This window comes from Dactylosporangium sp. McL0621 (assembly GCF_049995355.1).
Classification (GTDB): Bacteria; Actinomycetota; Actinomycetes; order Mycobacteriales; family Micromonosporaceae; genus Dactylosporangium.
Window position 1 is genome coordinate 5250018 of sequence record NZ_CP188259.1, and the last position, 18908, is coordinate 5268925.

The 18908-nt window shown below is 72.5% G+C and carries 15 protein-coding genes and 1 pseudogene; 11 read left to right on the top strand and 5 right to left on the bottom strand.

Annotation, left to right across the window (positions count from 1 at the left end; genetic code table 11):
* Nucleotides 1–3: 3 nt before the first annotated feature.
* From ACPPVO_RS25280 to ACPPVO_RS25300, 5 genes and pseudogenes are all read left to right on the top strand, one after another.
* Entirely contained in the window at nucleotides 4–597 is a 594-nt protein-coding gene (locus ACPPVO_RS25280; protein WP_426513625.1) for a nucleotide exchange factor GrpE, read from the top strand.
* Nucleotides 587–1558: a DnaJ C-terminal domain-containing protein gene (locus ACPPVO_RS25285; protein ID WP_426513626.1), complete on the top strand. Its 972-nt coding sequence runs from the start codon at nucleotides 587–589 to the stop codon at nucleotides 1556–1558. The genes ACPPVO_RS25280 and ACPPVO_RS25285 overlap by 11 nt, the downstream gene beginning before the upstream one ends.
* Nucleotides 1555–1845 (top strand): chaperone modulator CbpM, encoded by a 291-nt coding sequence (locus ACPPVO_RS25290; RefSeq protein ID WP_426513627.1) that lies wholly within the window; start codon nucleotides 1555–1557, stop codon nucleotides 1843–1845. The genes ACPPVO_RS25285 and ACPPVO_RS25290 overlap by 4 nt, the downstream gene beginning before the upstream one ends.
* Nucleotides 1836–4472 carry an ATP-dependent chaperone ClpB gene (gene clpB, locus ACPPVO_RS25295; protein WP_426513628.1) on the top strand — a complete coding sequence of 879 codons (2637 nt, stop codon included), beginning with the start codon at nucleotides 1836–1838 and terminating at the stop codon, nucleotides 4470–4472. Before ACPPVO_RS25290 ends, clpB begins: the two co-directional genes overlap by 10 nt.
* Before the next feature lie 12 nt (nucleotides 4473–4484).
* A pseudogene (locus ACPPVO_RS25300) lies at nucleotides 4485–4571 on the top strand (SAM-dependent methyltransferase); the annotation flags it as partial.
* Between the two features lie 105 nt (nucleotides 4572–4676).
* Here ACPPVO_RS25300 and ACPPVO_RS25305 read toward each other — a convergent pair.
* Nucleotides 4677–5291, bottom strand: a complete 615-nt coding sequence (locus tag ACPPVO_RS25305; protein ID WP_426513629.1) for a TetR/AcrR family transcriptional regulator — start codon at nucleotides 5289–5291, stop codon at nucleotides 4677–4679.
* 190 nt (nucleotides 5292–5481) lie between these two features.
* Here ACPPVO_RS25305 and ACPPVO_RS25310 point away from each other — a divergent pair, with 190 nt between their 5' ends.
* The 5 genes from ACPPVO_RS25310 to atzF are packed head-to-tail and all read left to right on the top strand — an operon-like array spanning nucleotide 5482 to nucleotide 13660.
* The gene (locus ACPPVO_RS25310; RefSeq protein WP_426513630.1) at nucleotides 5482–7059 is read left to right on the top strand and encodes an amino acid permease; all 1578 of its coding nucleotides are present in this window, start codon (nucleotides 5482–5484) and stop codon (nucleotides 7057–7059) included.
* A complete protein-coding gene (locus ACPPVO_RS25315; protein WP_426513631.1) occupies nucleotides 7056–7853 on the top strand; it encodes an urea amidolyase associated protein UAAP1 in 798 nt (265 codons plus the stop codon). The genes ACPPVO_RS25310 and ACPPVO_RS25315 overlap by 4 nt, the downstream gene beginning before the upstream one ends.
* Complete coding sequence (locus tag ACPPVO_RS25320; protein ID WP_426513632.1) at nucleotides 7850–8491, top strand: urea amidolyase associated protein UAAP2; 642 nt, start codon at nucleotides 7850–7852, stop codon at nucleotides 8489–8491. The genes ACPPVO_RS25315 and ACPPVO_RS25320 overlap by 4 nt, the downstream gene beginning before the upstream one ends.
* Nucleotides 8492–8495: 4 nt before the next feature.
* Nucleotides 8496–11990 (top strand): 5-oxoprolinase/urea amidolyase family protein, encoded by a 3495-nt coding sequence (locus ACPPVO_RS25325; RefSeq protein ID WP_426513633.1) that lies wholly within the window; start codon nucleotides 8496–8498, stop codon nucleotides 11988–11990.
* Nucleotides 11987–13660 carry an allophanate hydrolase gene (atzF, locus tag ACPPVO_RS25330; RefSeq protein ID WP_426513634.1) on the top strand — a complete coding sequence of 558 codons (1674 nt, stop codon included), beginning with the start codon at nucleotides 11987–11989 and terminating at the stop codon, nucleotides 13658–13660. Before ACPPVO_RS25325 ends, atzF begins: the two co-directional genes overlap by 4 nt.
* 49 nt (nucleotides 13661–13709) lie before the next feature.
* Here atzF and ACPPVO_RS25335 read toward each other — a convergent pair whose 3' ends face one another.
* A complete protein-coding gene (locus ACPPVO_RS25335) occupies nucleotides 13710–14366 on the bottom strand; it encodes a hypothetical protein (protein ID WP_426513635.1) in 657 nt (218 codons plus the stop codon).
* Between the two features lie 57 nt (nucleotides 14367–14423).
* Here ACPPVO_RS25335 and ACPPVO_RS25340 point away from each other — a divergent pair, with 57 nt between their 5' ends.
* Nucleotides 14424–14888, top strand: a complete 465-nt coding sequence (locus ACPPVO_RS25340) for a MarR family winged helix-turn-helix transcriptional regulator (protein ID WP_426513636.1) — start codon at nucleotides 14424–14426, stop codon at nucleotides 14886–14888.
* Here the strand turns inward: ACPPVO_RS25340 and ACPPVO_RS25345 are convergent.
* The 3 genes from ACPPVO_RS25345 to ACPPVO_RS25355 are packed head-to-tail and all read right to left on the bottom strand — an operon-like array spanning nucleotide 14833 to nucleotide 18540.
* Nucleotides 14833–16152 (bottom strand): SGNH/GDSL hydrolase family protein, encoded by a 1320-nt coding sequence (locus tag ACPPVO_RS25345; RefSeq protein ID WP_426513637.1) that lies wholly within the window; start codon nucleotides 16150–16152, stop codon nucleotides 14833–14835. The two genes, ACPPVO_RS25340 and ACPPVO_RS25345, sit on opposite strands and share 56 nt — an antisense overlap.
* Nucleotide 16153: 1 nt before the next feature.
* The gene (locus ACPPVO_RS25350) at nucleotides 16154–17065 is read right to left on the bottom strand and encodes a hypothetical protein (protein ID WP_426513638.1); all 912 of its coding nucleotides are present in this window, start codon (nucleotides 17063–17065) and stop codon (nucleotides 16154–16156) included.
* Nucleotides 17062–18540, bottom strand: coding sequence for an MFS transporter (locus ACPPVO_RS25355; protein WP_426513639.1), 1479 nt, complete (start codon nucleotides 18538–18540; stop codon nucleotides 17062–17064). The genes ACPPVO_RS25350 and ACPPVO_RS25355 overlap by 4 nt, the downstream gene beginning before the upstream one ends.
* Nucleotides 18541–18908: the final 368 nt, after the last annotated feature.

Genomic DNA, 18908 nt, shown 5'->3' on the forward strand with positions numbered 1-18908 from the left:
GCCATGGCCGAGCCGAACGGCGAGCGGATCAACGCCGCTTCCGACGAGCCGGCCCAATGGGCGACCCGGCCGGAGACCGAGGGGGCGGCCGAGCCGGAAGACCCGGCTGTGACCGAGGTGCGGCAGCGCGCGCAGCGGGCGATCGCCGACGCCGACAACGCCCGAAAACGAGCTGAACGGACGGCCGCCGAACGGGTCGCCACCGAGCGGCAGCGGGTCGCCGCGGCGTGGCTGCCCGTGCTGGACAACCTCGACCTCGCGCTGCGTCACGCCGGTGCGGACCCCGAGGCGATCGTGGAAGGCGTGGCGCAGGTCAGGGACCAGGCCGCAGACGTCCTGGCCCGCCTCGGCTTCGGCCCGGTCGGCGCGGTCGGCGAGCCTTTCGACCCGGCCCGGCACGAGGCGGCCGAGGCGGTCGAGGAGCCGGGCGTGCCCGCCGGCACGATCGTGCGGGTCATCCGCCCGGGCTACGGCGGCGACACGCTGCTGTTGCGCCCGGCCGTCGTGGCCGTGGCCCGCGCCGGCGCCAGTGGTGGCGGTGGCGGTGGCGTGGACTCCGACGGATCGGACGCGGATCGGGGAACCGATGGTGGCTGACCGACGCGATTTCTACGAGGTCCTTGGTGTCCCCCGGACCGCGACCGCGGAGGAGATCCAGCGCGCGTACCGCACGCTGGCCCGCCGCAACCACCCGGACGTCAACAAGGAGCCGGGTGCCGAGGACCGGTTCAAGGACGTCACCGAGGCCTACGACGTGCTCTCGGATCCGAAGAGCCGCCGCAAGTACGACCGGTTCGGCGCCCAGTGGCGGCAGGTGCCCGACGACGTCGACCAGCGGGCCGGGGCGCGGCCGCGCGCGTCGGCCGGCGCCGGGTACACCGGCCCGGGCGCCGGTTTCGGCGGTCCGGGCGGCTTCGGCGAGGAGGTCGACATCGAGGACCTGCTCGGCAGCATCTTCGGCGGCCGGGCGGGCGGCGTACCGGGCGGCGGCGGGGATAGTTTCGGACGCGGGGCGGTTCCCGGCGCCGACACCGAAGCCGAGATCACCATCAGTGTCGAGGACGCCTACCACGGCGGTCGGCGCCGGATCACGCTGGCCGGCGGCGCCGGCCGCACCCGCGAGTACGAGGTCAACATCCCGGCCGGGGTCATCGACGGGCAGCGGATCCGGCTCGCGGGGCAGGGCTCCGCCGGTGCTCGCGGCGGGTCGCCCGGCGACCTGTACCTGGTGGTGCACATCGCGCCGCACCCCCGGTACAAGCTCAGCGGCCGGGACATCACCGTGGAGACCCCGGTGGCGCCGTGGGAGGCGGCACTCGGCGCCACGGTGCCGGTCGAGACACCCGGCGGCCCCGTTCGGGTCGACGTCCCACCCGGCACGTCGTCGGGGCGGCGGCTGCGGCTACGCGGCCGGGGACTGCCGAACCCGCGCGGCTCCCCCGGCGACCTCTACGCCGAGATCAAGATCATGGTGCCGGCGCAGCCGAGCGACGCCGAGCGACGACTGTTCGAGGAGCTGGCGACGGTGTCGTCGTACAACCCGAGAGGTGACCGATGACATACGCCTTGGTGCGCCGCCCCTACCTGTCCACGGACGCGTTCGCCGCCGCCGCCGGCCTGCACCCGGACCTGATCTCCCGGCTGGTCGCGCTCGGCCTGTTGGAGCCGTACGTCGACGAACTCGGCGACCGCTGGTTCGCCCGGACGCAGCTCGTCCGGCTCGCCCGGATCCGCCGGCTGCACGCCGGGCTGCCGCTGAACTACGAGGCGGTCGGCATCGTGCTCGACCTCCTCACCCGCATCGACGAACTCGAGGCGCAACTCAGGAGGCGGACATGGACCTGAACCGACTCACCGAGAAGTCGCAGCAGGCGCTGCACGACGCCCAAACGAAAGCGATGCGGCACGGCCACACCGACGTCGACGGCGAGCACCTGCTGCTCGGCCTGCTCGAGCAGCCCGACGGTGTCGCGGTGCGGCTGCTCACCGGCCTGGGTGTCGACGTCGAGCAGCTGCGCGAACGCATCGAACGTGACCTGCAGCGCCGGCCGAGCGTGACCGGCCCCGGCGCGCAGCCCGGCCAGCTGAGCGTCACCCGCCGGCTCGCCGCGGACCTCGAGGCGGCCGATCGCGAGGCCGGCCGGCTCAAGGACGAGTACATCTCCGTCGAGCACCTGCTCCTGGCCCTCGTCGACGAGGGCGGCTCCACCGACGCGGGCCGGGCCCTGCACGACCTCGGCGTCACCCGGGAGCGGCTGCTCAACCAGCTCACCGAGCTGCGCGGGGCGCAGCGGGTCACCTCCGCGAACCCGGAGACCGCCTACGAGGCCCTCACCAAGTACGGCCGGGACCTCGTCGCCGACGCCCGCGCCGGGCGGCTCGACCCCGTCATCGGCCGCGACGAGGAGATCCGCCGCGTCGTACAGATCGTGTCGCGCAAAACGAAGAACAACCCCGTCCTCATCGGTGACCCCGGCGTCGGTAAGACCGCGATCGTCGAGGGCCTCGCCCAACGGATCGTCGACAACGACGTGCCGGAAGGACTGCGCGACAAGACGATCTTCGCGCTCGACATGGGCTCGCTCGTCGCCGGGGCCAAGTACCGCGGCGAGTTCGAGGAGCGACTCAAGGCCGTGCTCGCCGAGGTGACCGCCGCGCAGGGCCGGATTCTGCTGTTCGTCGACGAGCTGCACACGGTGCTGGGCGCCGGGGCCGCCGAGGGGTCGATGGACGCCGGCAACATGCTCAAGCCGATGCTCGCCCGCGGCGAGCTGCGCATGGTCGGGGCGACCACCCTCGACGAGTACCGCAAGCACATCGAGAAGGACGCGGCGTTCGAACGCCGGGTCCAGCCCATCGTGGTGCCGGAGCCCGGCCCGGACGACGCGGTCACCATCCTGCGCGGCCTGCGCGAGCGCCTCGAGGTGTTCCACGGCGTGCGCATCCAGGACGGCGCGCTCATCGCCGCGGTCCAGCTGTCCCACCGCTACATCGCCGACCGGTTCCTGCCGGACAAGGCGATCGACCTCGTCGACGAGGCCTGCGCGATGCTGCGCACCGAGATCGACTCGCAGCCGGCCGAGCTCGACGAGGCCGCCCGGCGCCTGCTGCGGCTGGAGATGGAGGAGGCCGCACTGTCCAAGGAGGACGACCCGGCCAGTACCGCCCGGCTGGACCAGATCCGCCGGGAGATCGCCGACGTGCGCGGCGAGGTCGACGCGATGCGCGCCCAGTGGAACGCCGAACGCCAGGCGATCCGCAAGGTGCAGGGCCTGCGCGAGGACGTCGAGCGGATCCGCCGGGAAGCGGAGGCGGCCGAACGCCGCTACGACCTCGACCGCGCCGCGGAGCTGCGCCTGGGCAAGCTGCCGGAGCTGCAACGCCGGCTACGCGCCGAGGAGGAGCGGCTCACCGCCAAGCAGGGTGGCCGACGGCTGCTGCGCGAGGTCGTCACGCCCGACGAGATCGCCGGGATCGTGGGCCGCTGGACCGGCATCCCGGTCAGCCGGCTGCTGGAGGGGGAGCGGGACAAGCTGCTGCGCCTGGAGGACATCCTGCACGAGCGCGTCATCGGCCAGGACGAGGCCGTTCAGCTCGTCGCCGACGCCGTCATCCGCGCCCGCTCCGGCATCAAGGACCCGCGCCGCCCGATCGGCTCGTTCCTGTTCCTCGGCCCCACCGGCGTCGGCAAGACGGAGCTGGCCAAGACGCTCGCCGCGGCGCTGTTCGACACCGAGGACAACCTGGTCCGGCTCGACATGAGCGAGTACCAGGAACGGCACACCGTCTCCCGGCTCGTCGGGGCGCCGCCCGGCTACGTCGGATACGAGGAGGGCGGACAGCTGACGGAGGCGGTGCGCCGCAAGCCCTACTCGGTCGTGCTGCTCGACGAGATCGAGAAGGCCCACGCCGACGTGTTCAACACGCTACTGCAGCTGCTCGACGACGGACGGCTCACCGACGCACAGGGACGCACCGTCGACTTCCGTAACACCGTCATCATCATGACGAGCAACCTCGGGTCGCAGCACCTCCTGCAGGGCGTCACCACGGACGGGCAGCTCACCGACCAGGCCCGCGCCGCGGTCATGACGGCGCTGCGCGAATACTTCCGCCCGGAGTTCCTCAACCGCATCGACGAGACGGTGCTCTTCAAGCCGCTGACCCTGCCGGAGATCGAGCGGATCGTCGACCTGCTCCTCGACAACCTCCGCGCCCGCCTCGCCGACCGGCGGACCACCGTCGAGGTCACCGAGGCCGCCCGGCGCTTCATCGCGGAGGCCGGATTCGACCCGGTCTTCGGCGCCCGCCCGCTGCGCCGCTTCCTGCAGCGGGAGGTCGAGACCCGCATCGCCCGCACGCTGCTGACCGGCGACATCCTCGACGGCGCCACCATCACCGTCGACCGAGGGCCCGACGGGATCGACATCGACTGGACCAACGAGCCGGCGACGGTCTCGGCGGCCGCCTGAACGGGTCGGGGTCCGGGCTTCGCGTACGAGGTCGCCGACCTGCGCAAGCTGCCGTTTGCGGATGCGTCGCCGGCCGGGGCGGTGTGCTGGTTCTCGTTGAGCGCATTGGTCTTCGAGGACAGCACGCCACCCGTGGCGTCGGAGCCTGCGTAGCGGATCGTCCGGCCGCGCCGCTGGGCCACCCGCCGGAAGCGGCCGCCCGGCTCAGGAGGTGCTGGCCAGGCGTAGTGCCGCCGCGGCCACCGATTGTTCGAGCTGCTCCGGCGGCGGCAGTGCCGGCAGGTCCCGGCGCATGCCGATGACGCTCTCCACCATGCCGAAGACCAGGTCGCCGGTCACCTCAGCGTGCGCCGGAGCGGCGCCCGCGACGGCGGCGACCAGCCGGCGGTACGCGATCCTGAGCTGCTCGCGTTCGGCGCGGAAGCGGGTGAACGGTTCGGTCGCGATCTCGGGCAGCGCGTACAGGATGCCGACGTTCCATCGTGCACCGAGCAGAATCCCGACGTCGTACCGGACGAGCGCCTGCAGTGCTTCGGCGGGGCTGAGCGCTTCCAGGGCGAGCTGCCCGGCGTAGGCGAGGGACGGGCGGACGGTGGACTCGAGCAGCTCGGCGAGGATCTGTTCCTTGGTGCTGAAGTGGTAGTAGAGCGAGGCCTGCCGCACCCCTACCATCTCGGCGATCATGCGGGTCGAGGTGGCGGCGTACCCGCGTTCGGCGAAGAGCTCGGCTGCGGCGTCGAGAATCTCTTCCCGCGCCGTGCCGACAGGCAGGCGCCGGGCTCCGGAGCGGGGACGACCGACTGAAGGTGCGGAGCTCACGCTCGCATCGTCCCACGCCGTCGACGTCCCGGTCGACCGGCGGCGACGTAACCGCGCCGACACATCCGGCAATCGAAGGTTTACGGGCGAGAAACGACCGTCGATCTCACGTCGACAAATCTGTCAGCCGACAGGTATTCGGGCGGCGGGGCGGTCAGCACCCGCCGCCGCCTGCATCGAGGAGGCGGTCTTGTCTACTTCCCCCACCCTGGCGACACCGCCGGCGAGCGACCGAGCCGACGCCGTGGACCTGCGCGGTTTCGGCTACGTACCCGAACTGCGCCGCAGTATCGGCAGCTACGCGTCGTTCGCCGCCGGGTTCTCCTTCGTCTCGATCCTCACGACGGTCTTCCAGCTCTTCGCCTTCGGTTTCTCCTTCGGCGGCCCGGCCTTCTTCTGGACCTGGCCCCTGGTCTTCGCCGGCCAGTTCATGGTGGCGCTCAACTTCGCCGAGCTGGCCGCCCGCTATCCGCTCTCCGGCTGCATCTACCAGTGGTCGCGGCGGTTGTCGAACGCCATGATCGGCTGGTTCGCCGGCTGGGTCATGATCGTCGCGCAGATCGTGACGGTCGCCGCCGCCGCGATCGCCCTGCAGGTCGTGCTCCCGCAGATCTGGTCGGGATTCCAGCTCGTCGGCGGCGATCCCGCGCTCACCTCCACCAGCGGTGCGACAAACGCCGTCGTCCTCGGGTCCATCCTGATCGCGTTGACCACGGTGGTGAACATCATCGGCGTCCGGTTCATGGCGATCATCAACAGCGCCGGCGTGACCCTGGAGATCATCGGTGTGGCGGCCGTCGTGATCCTGTTGCTGTTCAACATCGAGCGGGGACCGGGCGTCGTCTTCAATACCGGCGGTTTGGGCAGCGGCCTGTCCTACGTCGGTCCGTTCCTGGTGTCGGCGCTGATGGCCGCGTACGTGGTGGTCGGTTTCGACAGCGCCGGCGAGCTCAGCGAGGAGACCCGCGACCCCCGGCACGTCGCACCGCGGACGATCCTGCGGGCGCTCGCCGCCTCCGGTATCGGCGGCGGCCTGATGCTGCTCGTCGCATTGATGGCCGCGCCGAGCCTGACCGATGGCCGGCTGGCCACCGAGGGCCTGCCGTACGTGCTGACGAGCCGCCTCGGTGCGACCGGCGGCCGGATCCTGCTGATCGACGTGGCGATCGCGGTCGCGGTCTGCACCCTGGCGATCCAGACCGCCGGCAGCCGGATGATCTTCTCGATGGCGCGTGACGGCGTCCTGCCGTTCTCCGGCGCGCTCAGCAAGGTCAACCCCCGCACCGGTACCCCGGCGTTGCCGGCGATCGTCGTCGGTGTCGGCGCGGCCGCGGTCCTGCTGGTCAACATCGGCCAGCCCGCCCTGTTCACCGCTCTGACGAGCGTCTGCATCGTCATGCTCTACATCGCCTACGCCCTGGTGACGATCCCGCTGCTCGTCCGGCGCAGCAAAGGCTGGCCGGGCAGCGAGGAAGCCGCCGCCACCGAGCGCGGCGGCAAGCTGTTCTCCCTCGGCCGGTTCGGCATCGTCGTCAACGCCCTGGCCGTCCTCTACGGCATCGGCATGATCCTCAACCTCGGCTGGCCCCGGCCGGAGGTCTACGACCCGGCCGGCGCCCACTGGTACCTGCACTACTTCTCGCTGCTGTTCGTCGGCGCCACCCTGCTCGCCGGAGCCGCGGCCTACCTGCGCTACCGCGCCCGGAGCACGGCCCCGCACCCGCAGCTGAACTTCACGGCGCCCGTCGCCGCGGGGGAGACCGCATGAGCACCGCCACCACGGCCGGCGCGCGCGAACACGCGCGCGCCCAGGGCGGCACCGTCGTGGAATGCATGCCCACCGTCCCGGCCGGTGACGGCCTCAGCTGGGCCGAGACCGTCCCGGGCGGCGGCTACGCCGGCAAGCGGCTGGCCCGCGGCACCACGCTGCGACTGACCGACCTGTACGGCGACGCCTGCGTGTCGGTACTGCTGTTCAACGCCGACGAGCCGTGGGAGCGCCTCAACGTCGCCGACACCGTCAAAGTCCTGTGGCAGGCTTACGTCGGCGAGGGTCACCTGCTGCTGTCCGACCAGGGCCGCGTCCTCGCCTCGGTGACGGCCGGCGCCCAGGACCGTTCGGACACCTTCTGCGGTACCTCGACACTCACCAGCAACACCGGCAGGTACGGCGACGGCTCGCCGCACAGCCCGACGCCGGCCGGGCGGGAGCTGTTCACCCTGGCCGCCGCCAAACACGGCCTGACCCGCCGGGACCTGCCGCCGAGCATCTCGTTCTTCCAGGGGGTACGCGTCGGCGACGACGGCGCGTTCACCTGGCTCGGGTCAGCCGGGGCCGGGGCGACGGTCGAGCTGCGCGCCGAGATGCCGCTGATCGTCCTGCTGGCCAACGTGCCGCACCCGCTCGATCCGCGCGAGGCGTACACCTGCACGCCGGCACGCATAGAGGCCCGGCCCGGCCCGGCCACCGCGCCCACCGACGCCTTGTGGTCGCGGTCGCCCGAAGGCGAGCGCGCGTTGCTCAACACCGCGGAATACCTCACCGCCCGGGGGATCGCATGACCACCGCCGCCGCATCACCGGCTCTGGTCGGCGGCCGGACCGTGCTGGACGAGACCGTCGCGGCCCGCGCGCCCTGGTCGGCGATCGTGCGCCGCGGCCAGGTCCTGACCATTGTGGACCTGCACGGCAACCAGGCCGTCGACTGCCTGCTCTACAACGCCGACGACACCGGCGAACGCTATTCGGCGCCGGACACGATCGCCGCGCAGGGCGGCATCTTCCTGACCACCGGCAGCGTGCTGCGCTCCAACGAAGGCCGGGCGCTGATGACCGTCGTCGGCGACGAGGTGGGCCGGCACGACACCGTCGGCGGCGCCTGCAGCCGCGAATCGAACACCCTGCGCTACGGGCAGCACACCAAGCACCAGCACGCCTGCGTGGAGAACTTCCTGATCGAGGGCGCCCGCTGGGGACTCGGCAAACGCGACCTGGTCAGCAATATCAACTGGTACATGAACGTGCCGGTCGACCCGGACGGCAGCCTCGGCATCGTCGACGGCATCTCCGCCCCCGGCCTGCGTGTCGCGCTGCGCGCCGAGCTGGACGTGCTGGTCCTGGTGTCGAACTGCCCGCAGATCAACAACCCGTGCAACGGCTTCGATCCGACGCCGGTCCGCATGATCGTCACCGGGGAGTAGCCGCGTGTTCGACACCCTTCTGGTCGCCAACCGCGGCGAGATCGCCTGCCGCATCATCCGCACCGCCGCCAGGCTCGGCCTCAAGACGGTCGCGGTCTTCTCCGACCCGGACCGCGGTGCCCCGCACGTGCGCCTGGCCGACCAGGCCGTGCGGCTCGGGCCGGCCCCGGCCCGGCAGAGCTACCTGGTGGTCGACCGCGTTCTCGACGCGGCGCTGGCCAGCGGCGCCGGTGCGGTGCACCCCGGTTACGGATTCCTCTCCGAGGACGGGCCCTTCGCCACCGCCGTGGAAGCGGCCGGGCTCGCCTTCGTCGGGCCGACACCCGCTCAGCTCACCGCCTTCGGCGCCAAGCACACCGCGCGCGAGCTGGCCCGTGCGGCCGGCGTACCGATGATCGAGGGCACCGGTCTGCTGTCCGGCCTCGAGGAGGCCCTCGCCGCCGCCGACCGGATCGGCTACCCGGTGATGGTCAAGGCAACCGGTGGTGGCGGCGGCATCGGCATGCAGGCGTGCCACACGCCGGCCGAGCTCACCGCCGCCTATGACCGCGTGGAACGCCTCGCCGTGGCCAGTTTCGGCAGCGGCGGCGTCTTCCTGGAGCGCTTCGTCCAGCGGGCCCGCCACGTCGAGGTACAGGTCTTCGGCGACGGCCATGGCCGCGTCGTCGCGCTCGGCGACCGCGACTGCAGCCTGCAACGCCGCAACCAGAAGGTGATCGAGGAGGCGCCCGCGCCCGGGCTGTCCGACGAGGTCCGCGAGCGGCTGCACACCTCGGCGGCGGCCCTGTGCGCGTCCGTGAGCTACCGGTCGGCCGGTACCGTCGAATTCGTCTACGACGCCGAACGCGAACAGGCATCCTTCCTCGAGGTCAACGCGCGCCTCCAGGTCGAGCACCCGGTCACCGAGGAAGTCCTCGGGGTCGACCTGGTCGAGTGGATGCTGCGCCTGGCCCAGGGCGACGACACCGTCCTGGACACCCCCCGCCGGGCCGGTGCCGGCGCGGCCGTGGAGGCCCGCGTCTACGCCGAGGACCCCACCCAGGACCACCGGCCCAGCGCGGGCCTCATCACCAACGTGGAGTTCCCGGCGGGCGTGCGGGTCGACGGCTGGGTCGAGGCCGGAACCGAGGTGAGCACGGCGTACGACCCGATGCTCGCGAAGGTGGTCGTGACCGGGTCGACCCGCGACGAGGCGTTCGCCAACCTGCGCCGCGCCCTGACCGCCACTCGCGTCGACGGCATCGAGACGAACCTCGGCCTGTTGCGGGCGGCGACCGGCCACGGCGATGTGCTCGCCGCCCGGCACTCGACCGCGACCCTCGCCGGCGTGCACGACACGGAGCCGCGCGTCGTCGTGGAACGGGCCGGCACCCTGACGACCGTGCAGGACTGGCCGGGTCGCACCGGGCTGTGGGAGGTCGGCGTGCCACCGTCCGGGCCGATGGACGACCTGTCGTTCCGGCTCGGCAACGAGGCGCTCGGCAACCCAGAAGGCGCCCCCGGCCTGGAGTGCACCGTCGACGGGCCGGCGCTGCGCTGCACGGCCGACACCACCATCTGCGTCACCGGAGCGGCGGTGCCGGTCACCGTCGACGGCGTCGCGGTGCCCCGCTGGGAGCCGGTACGGGTGCCCGCCGGCTCGGTCCTCGACGTGGGTCGGGCGACCGGCGGCGGCCTGCGCGCCTATGTGCTCTTCGCCGGTGGGCTCGACGTCCCGGCGTACCTGGGCAGTGCGGCGACGTTCACCCTCGGGCAGTTCGGCGGGCACGGCGGCCGGGCCCTGCGCCTGGGCGACGTCCTGCGCACCGTACCGCCGACCGGAGTGGCCGCCGCTGCCGTTGCGGCGGCGCGGCGGCCGGTGATCCGTAGTGACTGGCAGATCAAGGTGACCGAAGGGCCGCACGCCGCCCCCGAGTTCTTCACCCGCGAGGACATCGACGCGTTCTACGCCGCGCAGTGGCAGGTGCACTTCAACTCCGCGCGCACCGGCGTCCGGCTCGTCGGCCCGAAGCCGCGGTGGGCGCGCACCGACGGCGCCGAGGCGGGGCTGCACCCGTCGAACATTCACGACACCCCGTACTCGGTCGGCGCCGTCGACTTCACCGGCGACGTACCGATCCTGCTCGGCCCGGACGGCCCGAGCCTCGGCGGGTTCGTCTGCCCGGCCACCGTCATCACCGCCGACCGGTGGAAGCTCGGCCAGCTCGCCCCCGGCGACACCGTGCGCTTCGTGCCCGTGTCCGACCTCGACTTCACACCGCTGCTGCAACCAGCCGACGACGGCATCCTGGCCCGCGACGAGGATGTCACCTACCGGCGCTCCGGCGACGACAACCTGCTCATCGAGTACGGCCCAATGACCCTCGACCTCGGCCTGCGGATGCGCGCCCACGCCCTGATGGACCGGCTGCGCGCCGAGGGCCTCAACGGCATCGTCGACCTCACCCCGGGCATCCGCTCGCTGCAGGTCCACGTCGACCCGGCCCGGCTGCCGGTGCGCAAGCTCCTCGGACTGGTCCGCGCGCTGCAGGCCGACCTGCCCGCCACCCGCGACCTGGCCGTGCCCAGCCGGACCGTGCACCTCCCGCTGTCCTGGGACGACCCGGCCACCCGCGAGGCCATCGCCCGCTACATCAACGGTGTCCGCGACGACGCCCCGTGGTGCCCGTGGAACATCGAGTTCATTCGCCGGGTCAACGGCCTGGCGTCGGTCGACGACGTGTACCGCACCGTCTACGACGCCAGCTACCTGGTCCTCGGCCTCGGTGACGTCTACCTCGGCGCACCGGTCGCCACCCCGCTCGACCCGCGGCACCGGCTCGTCACGACGAAGTACAACCCGGCCCGCACCTGGACCCCGGAGAACGCCGTCGGCATCGGCGGTGCCTACCTGTGCATCTACGGCATGGAAGGCCCCGGCGGCTACCAGTTCGTCGGCCGTACCGTGCAGGTCTGGTCCCGCTGGCAGCGAGAGGCCGGCGACCCGTGGCTGCTGCGCCACTTCGACCGCATCCAGTGGTACCCGGTCGGCGCGGAGGAGCTGCTCGACCTGCGCGCCGACGTCGCCGCCGGGCGGCACCGGCTGCGCATCGACGACGGCACCTTCCGTCTCGCCGACCACGAGACTTTCCTGGCCGACAACGCCGTCTCGATCGCCGCCTTCCGTGCGAAGCAGGCCGCGGCGTTCGGTACCGAACGCGAAGCCTGGGCCGCGGCCGGTGAGTTCGACCCCCGCCCCGAACCGGAGGCGCCGCCCGCCGCCGGAGCAGTGTCCGTGCCGGAGGGCGGCGCGCTCGTGCAGGCCCCGTTCGTCGCCAGCGTGTGGCGTGTCGACGTGCGCCCCGGCGACCGCGTGGCCGCAGGACAGCCGCTGCTCGCCCTGGAAGCGATGAAACTGGAGAGCGTCATCACCGCACCGCAGGCCGGGACGGTCACCGACATCCTCGTCAATCCCGGAACGCAGGTCGCTCCGGGCAGTCCCCTGGTGGTGCTTGCGTGAAACCGACCGACCGCGTCCGTGCCGCCTACACACGCCTCGCCCTCGGCGAACGACCCGAAGCGTGGATCACACTGCGCCCTGAGCGCGAGGTGCTCGCCGACGCCGCCGCCGTGGAGGCCCGCCTCGCCGCTGGAGAGCACCTGCCGCTGGCCGGGCAGCTCGTCGGGGTCAAGGACAACATCGACGTCGCGGGCCTGCCCACCACGGCGGGCTGTCCGGCGTACACCTACCGGCCCGAACGCAGCGCCCCGGCCGTGCAGCGCCTCGTCGACGCCGGTGCGCTGATCCTGGGCAAGACCAATCTGGACCAGTTCGCCACCGGCCTGGTCGGCACGCGCAGCCCGTACGGCGCGGTCCGCGACGTGCGCGACCCCGCCCGGGTCGCCGGCGGTTCCAGCTCCGGCTCCGCGGTGGCCGTCGCGCTCGGCATCGCCGACCTGGCCCTCGGTACCGACACCGCCGGCTCCGGCCGGGTGCCCGCCGCGTTCCAGGGCATCGTCGGGATCAAGCCGACACCGGGGCTCGTCCCCACCGACGGGGTGGTGCCGGCCTGCCGCAGCTTCGACTGCGTCACCGTCTTCGCCCGTACCGTCGCCGAAGGAGCCCGGGCCATCGGCCTCATGAGCGATCCGGTGTACCCGGCGGACGCACCGCTCGCGGCGCCGCCGCACCCGATCGTCGCGGTGCCGGACCGCGACGAGCTGACCGGCCTGTCACCGGCGTGGCTCGACGCGTTCGAGCAGGCCGCGAAGGCCCTCGAGACCCACGGCGCCCGGCTGCGGCCGATCCGGCTGGCGCCGTTCCTCGCCGCCGCGAAACTGCTCTACAACGGCGGGTTCGTCGCCGAACGGTACGCCGCCGTCGGCGCCTTCATCGACGGGCACCCCGGCGAGATCGACCCGACCGTCCGGGCGATCATCAGCGCCGCCCGCGACATCCCGGCCCACGTCCTCGTCGCCGACACCGAAAAGCTGACGCACCTGCGCCGTGAGGCCATGACCGAATGGGGTGACGCCGACGCGCTCCTGCTGCCGACCGCCCCGATCCACCCGACGATCGCCGAGGTCACCGCCGATCCGATCGGTGTCAACGCCACCGTCGGCACCTACACCAACTTCTGCAACCTCTTCGGCCTCAGCGCTGTCGCCGTGCCGGCCGGCGAGGCCGGCGCCACCAACTTCGGCGTCCAGGTCATCGCGCGCGGCTTCGCCGATGCGGTCGCCCGCGACATCGCCGCGCTGCTGGTCGGCGAAGCCCCGGCGGCCGCGGACAACCGGGGACTGCCGATGATGGTGGTCGGCGGGCACCTGACCGGACAGCCGCTCAACCACCAACTCACCCAGGCGGGTGGCCGCCTGCTCCGCCAGGTCCGCACCGCACCGGACTATCGGCTGCACGCCCTGGTTACCGATCCACCGAAACCGGGACTGGTCCGCGTCACCGACGGGGGCGCCGCCATCGAAGGCGAGCTGTGGGAACTGCCGCCGGCCGCACTCGGCCCGTTCCTGGCCGCTCTGCCCACCCCCATGGTCCTGGGAAAGGTGCGCCTCGAGGGCGGATCGACCGTCACCGGCTTCCTGTGTGAAGCCGTGGCTGTCGATGACGCCCCCGACATCACCGCCCACGGCGGCTGGCGCGCCTACCTGACATCCCTTCAGGAGAGCCGATGACCACGCTCGACGGTCGGTGACGGGCCGGGCGGCGCGGAGCCCGGGTCGGTCAGCCGAAGCTGTGGGTCGCTACCGCCCGGACGGCCGGGAGCGCGGGTGGCTGTGCCGGGTCGCCCGTCGGCACCAGGCGGGTGACCGCCTCCGGCATCGCACCGACTGTGAACGCGCGGACGGTTGCTCCGGCGGACACGGTCACGAACGACGCCACGGCCGGCACCGCGTCGGGCAGCGGGACGACGTGGTCCCCGGCCTCGAACCGGGCGTCGAGCACGCGCAGGGAGGTGCTCGTCGGCTCGGGCGGCGCGAACGAGGTACCCCACCAGGCCTCGACGACAACCCGGGCCGGCTCGGGCAGGGTGAGGCGCACCGACCGCCGTGCCGCGTCGTACGCCACCGCGCCGTCATCCGCGGAACCCGACACGGCCGCCTGGACCTGGGCGGCGATGAGGCCGGCGATGCCGCCGAACCCCTGCACGAACGTGACGCGCTCGTTGTCCTTGGTGATTTCCTCCCGGAGATACTGCTTGGTGCCGGGCGGCACCATGCCGCCGAAGACGACGATGTCGAGGCTCGCGGTGTCGTACTGCGTCATGACCTCGTCGAACTGGTTGGTCGCGTCGGCGTGGAAGCCCCGGCCGCGGAGGATCTCGGCGGCGTCGAGAATGACGCCGGGGCTGCGGCCGATGATGAGGACTCGTCGGGACATGCGGTGGCCTCCTACTGGTGTGATGTTGGTAATCCCAACAACTGGTAAAATCTGGTCATGGAACACCCGCCGAGCCTGCCCGCCCGTGTCGGGGACCGTCCGACCTGGCTCATCAGCCGGACGTTCGCCCGGTCGTCGGGTCTGCTGGCCGCCGGGTTCGAGGCGTCCGGCCGCGGCCTGCGTAGCTACCACTACCGCCTCCTGGCCGCGCTCGAGGAGTTCGGCCCGGCCAGCCAGGCGGACCTGGGCCGCGGGACCGGGATCGACCGCAGCGACGTCACGGGGGCGCTGTCGGAGCTCGAGTCGCGCGGGCTCGTCGAGCGCTCGGTCGACCCGGAGCACAAGCGGCGCAACATCGTCACCATCACCCCGGCCGGCCTCGAACAGCTTCTGGAGCTCGACCAGGTCATCGACGACGTCCAGGAGCGCGTCCTGGGGCCGCTGACGGACGCGCAGCGGCGCCAGTTCATCGCCCTGATGACGAAGCTGCTTGCGGCCGAGGACCAGTCGCCGCGCGGATGAACCCCGGCGACGCGGCGATCGCCCCGGCGATGGCCCGCATGCCCGCGTCGTTGGGATGCACGCCGTCCCCGCTGTCGAACTCCGCCCGCATCCGGTCCGGATCAGCCGGATCGGCGAACACGCGGTCCAGGTCGACGACGGCGTCGAAGCCCCCGCCGCCGCGGATCCATTCGTTGACGGCCGTGCGGACCGCCTCGCCGTGCTCGGTGTAGTAAGCCGGGATCGCGGCCCCCTTGGTCGGCATGAGCGTCGCGCCGACGACGCGGATGCCGCGCCGGTGAGCCGCGTCGATCAGGGCCCGGTATCCGTCGACGAGCGCCGCCGCGCTCACCGGCTCGCCCGTGGTCAGCGTGCTGATGGCGATGTCGTTGATGCCCTCCAGGAGGATCACGCACCGCACGCCCGGCTGTTCGAGCGCGTCGCGGCGGAACCGGTCGAGGGCGCTCGCGCCGCCACCCGGGAAGGTGCCGAGCACCTGGTTGGTCGCGATGCCCGCATTGAGCACGCCGATCGGGCGCCCGGCGGCGACCAGCCGGTCGGCGAGCTCGTCCGGGTAGCGGTGGTCGGCGTCCGTCGTCGAAACGGCCCCGTCCGTGATCGAGTCGCCGAACGCGACGACCGCACCGCCGCCGCCTCGATCCGTGGCCCCGGCCACGTCGACACCGGTCAGGTAGTACCAGGAGGTCGTCGTCTCCGCGAACGCGGCCGCGCCCTCGTCGCGCCGGTGGTCGCCGACAGCCCTGTAGGACGTCGCGAACGAGCGCAGGTGGAAGGTCGCCGGCCCGGTCGGCCGGGCGAAGTACAGCGTGACGGACAAGCGCTGCAGTGGCGCGACCCGCATGCGGACGGCGTCCGACGCCGCCTCCCCACCGGGCGGCACCACCGTCGAGCGCGACCGGTCGAAGGTCAGCGCGTGGATCGTCTCCGGCCGCACCGCCGCCCCGTCGCCCGCGACGCCGATCGAGGCACCGGCCAGGCGCAGGGGCGTAGTGCCGTACACATTGGACAGTCGGATCCGCACGCCCGACCCGCCCCGGCTGACGCGGACGACCTGCCGGACGGACTGGTCGGCGAACCCGTCCACGGACCAGTTGGCCGGCCCCTGCCCGAACGGCGGGGGGGCCGCGGCGATCATCGAGGCCGCCCACACACCGCTCCAGCGGGTGCCGGGCCCGGGCGGGGCCGCGCCGGCGGCCGAGGCGGTCAGGACCGCCGAGGCCACGATGACGGCTCCGGCGATCGCGGTCTTCTGCTGCGCGCGCACGTCAGCTCCTGCTCAGTGCATTGATGAAGGTGTACTCGTTGGTCAGGCCCTGCGCGAACGTGTACCCGGACCGGAAGCCGCTGAGGTGCCGTCCGTCGTCGGTGACAAGCGCCCAGTAGCGCAGCGACCGCGTGTTCTCGCCGACCTGGCAGCTCTGGGTGGCCGGGTCGAGCAGCTCCGCGGTGTTGCCCTGCACGCGTAGCGCCCAGCGGCAGCCGTCAGGGGTGCGCGCGACGATCCGGTCGCCGCCCGCGCGCTCGATCCGCACCACGCCGGTCTCCTGCGCGGCGCCGCCCTTGTCGGTGACGGTGACGTTGGTCAGCGTCCGGAAGCTGAACGGGTCGTGGGTGAACGAGCCGGTGAACCGATTCACCGGGGCGCCGGTGGCGCGGTGCCGCGAGGGCCGGCCCTTGGTGCCGAAGTTCATCGTGGTGTACAGGATGTCGCCGTTGGGCTGGATGCTCTGCGAGACGATCTGCTCGCGTTCGGCGTCGCCGTCGACCTGGACCGACCACTGCTTGATGCTGTAGTACTGGCCGATGGTCGCGTTGAAACACAGCTGGGTCGGCGACGACAGCTCCAGGCCCACGCCCGACACGGAGAAGTTCCAGGTGCATCCCTGGTCGGTGTGCCCGTAGACGGTCCCGCGCGGGCCCGGGGTGAAGTCGATCCAGCCGACCTGGGGGATGCTCAGCGGCAACGGCAGGTCCGGGTTGTGGTTGCAGGCGACCCCGCCGTCCGGGCACGCCAGCACGGCGATGTTGTTTCCGGTGGCCGGGTCCGGCTGGTCGTAGTTCCACCGGCCGAGGTACTTGTCCCGCGGCGGAGACGCCGTGGCCACGCCGACCGGGACGGCGAGCAGGGCGGCCGGGGCGAGCAGCAGGGCCAGCCAGAGCCGGGTGCGGCGCCTCATCGTGACTCCGCCGTCGCCGGCTCGGGCCGCGCGTCGCCGGCCTGGGCCTCGCCGGCCGGCTCGCGGATGTCGGGCAGACGCAGGGCCACGACGGCCGCGCACAGCGCGAACAGGCCCCCGACGAAGAGCGCCCAGCGGATGCCGCCCGCCGACGCGGCGCCGGCGGCCGCGCCGGCGGCGAGCAGGTGCGTGGTCCGGGCCGTCCCGACCGCGGACAGCACGGCCAGCCCGAGCCCGCCGCCGACCTGCTGGGTCGAGGTCATGATGGCGGCCGCGAGGCCTGCGCGGTCGGGCGCCACCCCGGCGTTGGCGGCGGAGCTGACGCCGACGAACACCGGCCCGATGCCCAGTGACATCAGCAGGATGCCGGGCAGGATGTCCGACACGTACGAGCCGCCGACCGGGACGCGCGCCAGCAGCAGGAGCCCGGCCGCGGCGATGACCGCGCCGGCCGAGACGGTCGCCCGCGAGCCGAACCGCTCCATCAGCTTCGCGCCGACGCCGGAGGAGATGCCGACGCCGAACGTCAGCGGCAGGTACGCGGCGCCGGCCGCGACCGGGCGGTAGCCCAGGACGTACTGCATGTACAGGGTCAGGAAGAAGAACATTGCGAGCATCCCGCCGAAGCCGATCAGGCCGGTGACGTTCGCCGCGGCCAGCCCGCGGACCTTGAAGATGTCCAGCGGCAGGATCGGCTTGGCCACGAGCCGCTCGTTGCGGACGAACCCGGTCAGCAGCACCGCGGCGCCCGCCAGTTCGAGCCAGGTCGCCGGGGCGTCCCAGCCCTGGTCGGGGGCCTTCACCAGGGCGAACACCAGCAACAGCATCCCGCCGGTCAGCAGGGCGCCGCCGAGGGCGTCGAAGCCGGAGCCGAGCCCGCGCGATCGGCCGGCCGGCAGCGCCGCGAGCACGGCCGGGATGATGAGCAGGCAGGCGATCGGGTTGACGAACATGACCCACCGCCAGCCCGGCCCCTCGGCCAGGATGCCGCCGAGCAGGATGCCCGCGGCCGAGGAAAGGCCGGCGACGGCGCCCCACACGCCCAGCGCCGTGCGCCGGTCCTTGGCGGCGGTGAACGTCGTCGTCAGCATCGCCAGGGCGGACGGGAGCATCAGGGCGGCACCGAGCCCCTGGGCCAGGCGCGCGCCGACGAAGACCGCCGCGCTCCCGGCGAAGCCGCCGACGAGGGACGACAGGCCGACCAGCACGGTGCCGGCGATGAGGACCCGGCGCCGGCCGAGCAGGTCGGCGAGCCGGCCGCCGAGCAGCATGAAGCCGCCGTAGGTGAGCAGGTAACCGCTCGGGACCCACTGCAGGCCCTGTACGGAGAAGCCCAGGGCGTCGCGGATGTGCGGCAACGCCACGTTGGTGATCGATGCGTCGACGAAGTCGAGGAACGCCACGGCGCAGAGCGTGAGCAGGATCGCTCGGCCCTTCGTCGTGGCCAGCGCGATGCGCCCGTCCACTGCCTGCATGTTCCGAACCCTCCGACAAGTGTTGGTCCAGCCAACATAGCACGAATGTTGGCGTTGCCAACACAGGCGCGGCCGGCGGCGACGAGCGAGGTCGCGGTGGGCGCGCCGCTGCCGATGTGATCGCAACCCCGCGGAGTCGGTCTCGTAACGCTGCCGAGTAAGGGTGGCGTCGAAACTTTCACATCCGATGCCGACTTTCCGGGAGACCTCACGGGTTACCGGACGACCGAGCTGAGCTGTGCATATGCTGCCGAACGACCATTTTGCGGGGTACATCAGGCGGTTTTCGGGGTCCGGCGCTCGAGCCCTGCCATCTTGTTCGGCGGATCGTTCCGGAACACGATGTGAGCGCTAACAATTCGCCGTGC

Bases quoted from the DNA above. Each gene is read 5' to 3' on its own strand.
- clpB (WP_426513628.1), top strand. From the start codon at position 1,836: ATGGACCTGAACCGACTCACCGAGAAGTCGCAGCAGGCGCTGCACGAC.
- ACPPVO_RS25315 (WP_426513631.1), top strand. From the start codon at position 7,056: ATGAGCACCGCCACCACGGCCGGCGCGCGCGAACACGCGCGCGCCCAG.
- ACPPVO_RS25355 (WP_426513639.1), bottom strand. From the start codon at position 18,540: ATGCAGGCAGTGGACGGGCGCATCGCGCTGGCCACGACGAAGGGCCGA.
- ACPPVO_RS25290 (WP_426513627.1), top strand. From the start codon at position 1,555: ATGACATACGCCTTGGTGCGCCGCCCCTACCTGTCCACGGACGCGTTC.
- ACPPVO_RS25280 (WP_426513625.1), top strand. From the start codon at position 4: ATGGCCGAGCCGAACGGCGAGCGGATCAACGCCGCTTCCGACGAGCCG.
- ACPPVO_RS25320 (WP_426513632.1), top strand. From the start codon at position 7,850: ATGACCACCGCCGCCGCATCACCGGCTCTGGTCGGCGGCCGGACCGTG.
- ACPPVO_RS25285 (WP_426513626.1), top strand. From the start codon at position 587: ATGGTGGCTGACCGACGCGATTTCTACGAGGTCCTTGGTGTCCCCCGG.
- ACPPVO_RS25340 (WP_426513636.1), top strand. From the start codon at position 14,424: ATGGAACACCCGCCGAGCCTGCCCGCCCGTGTCGGGGACCGTCCGACC.
- ACPPVO_RS25335 (WP_426513635.1), bottom strand. From the start codon at position 14,366: ATGTCCCGACGAGTCCTCATCATCGGCCGCAGCCCCGGCGTCATTCTC.
- ACPPVO_RS25350 (WP_426513638.1), bottom strand. From the start codon at position 17,065: ATGAGGCGCCGCACCCGGCTCTGGCTGGCCCTGCTGCTCGCCCCGGCC.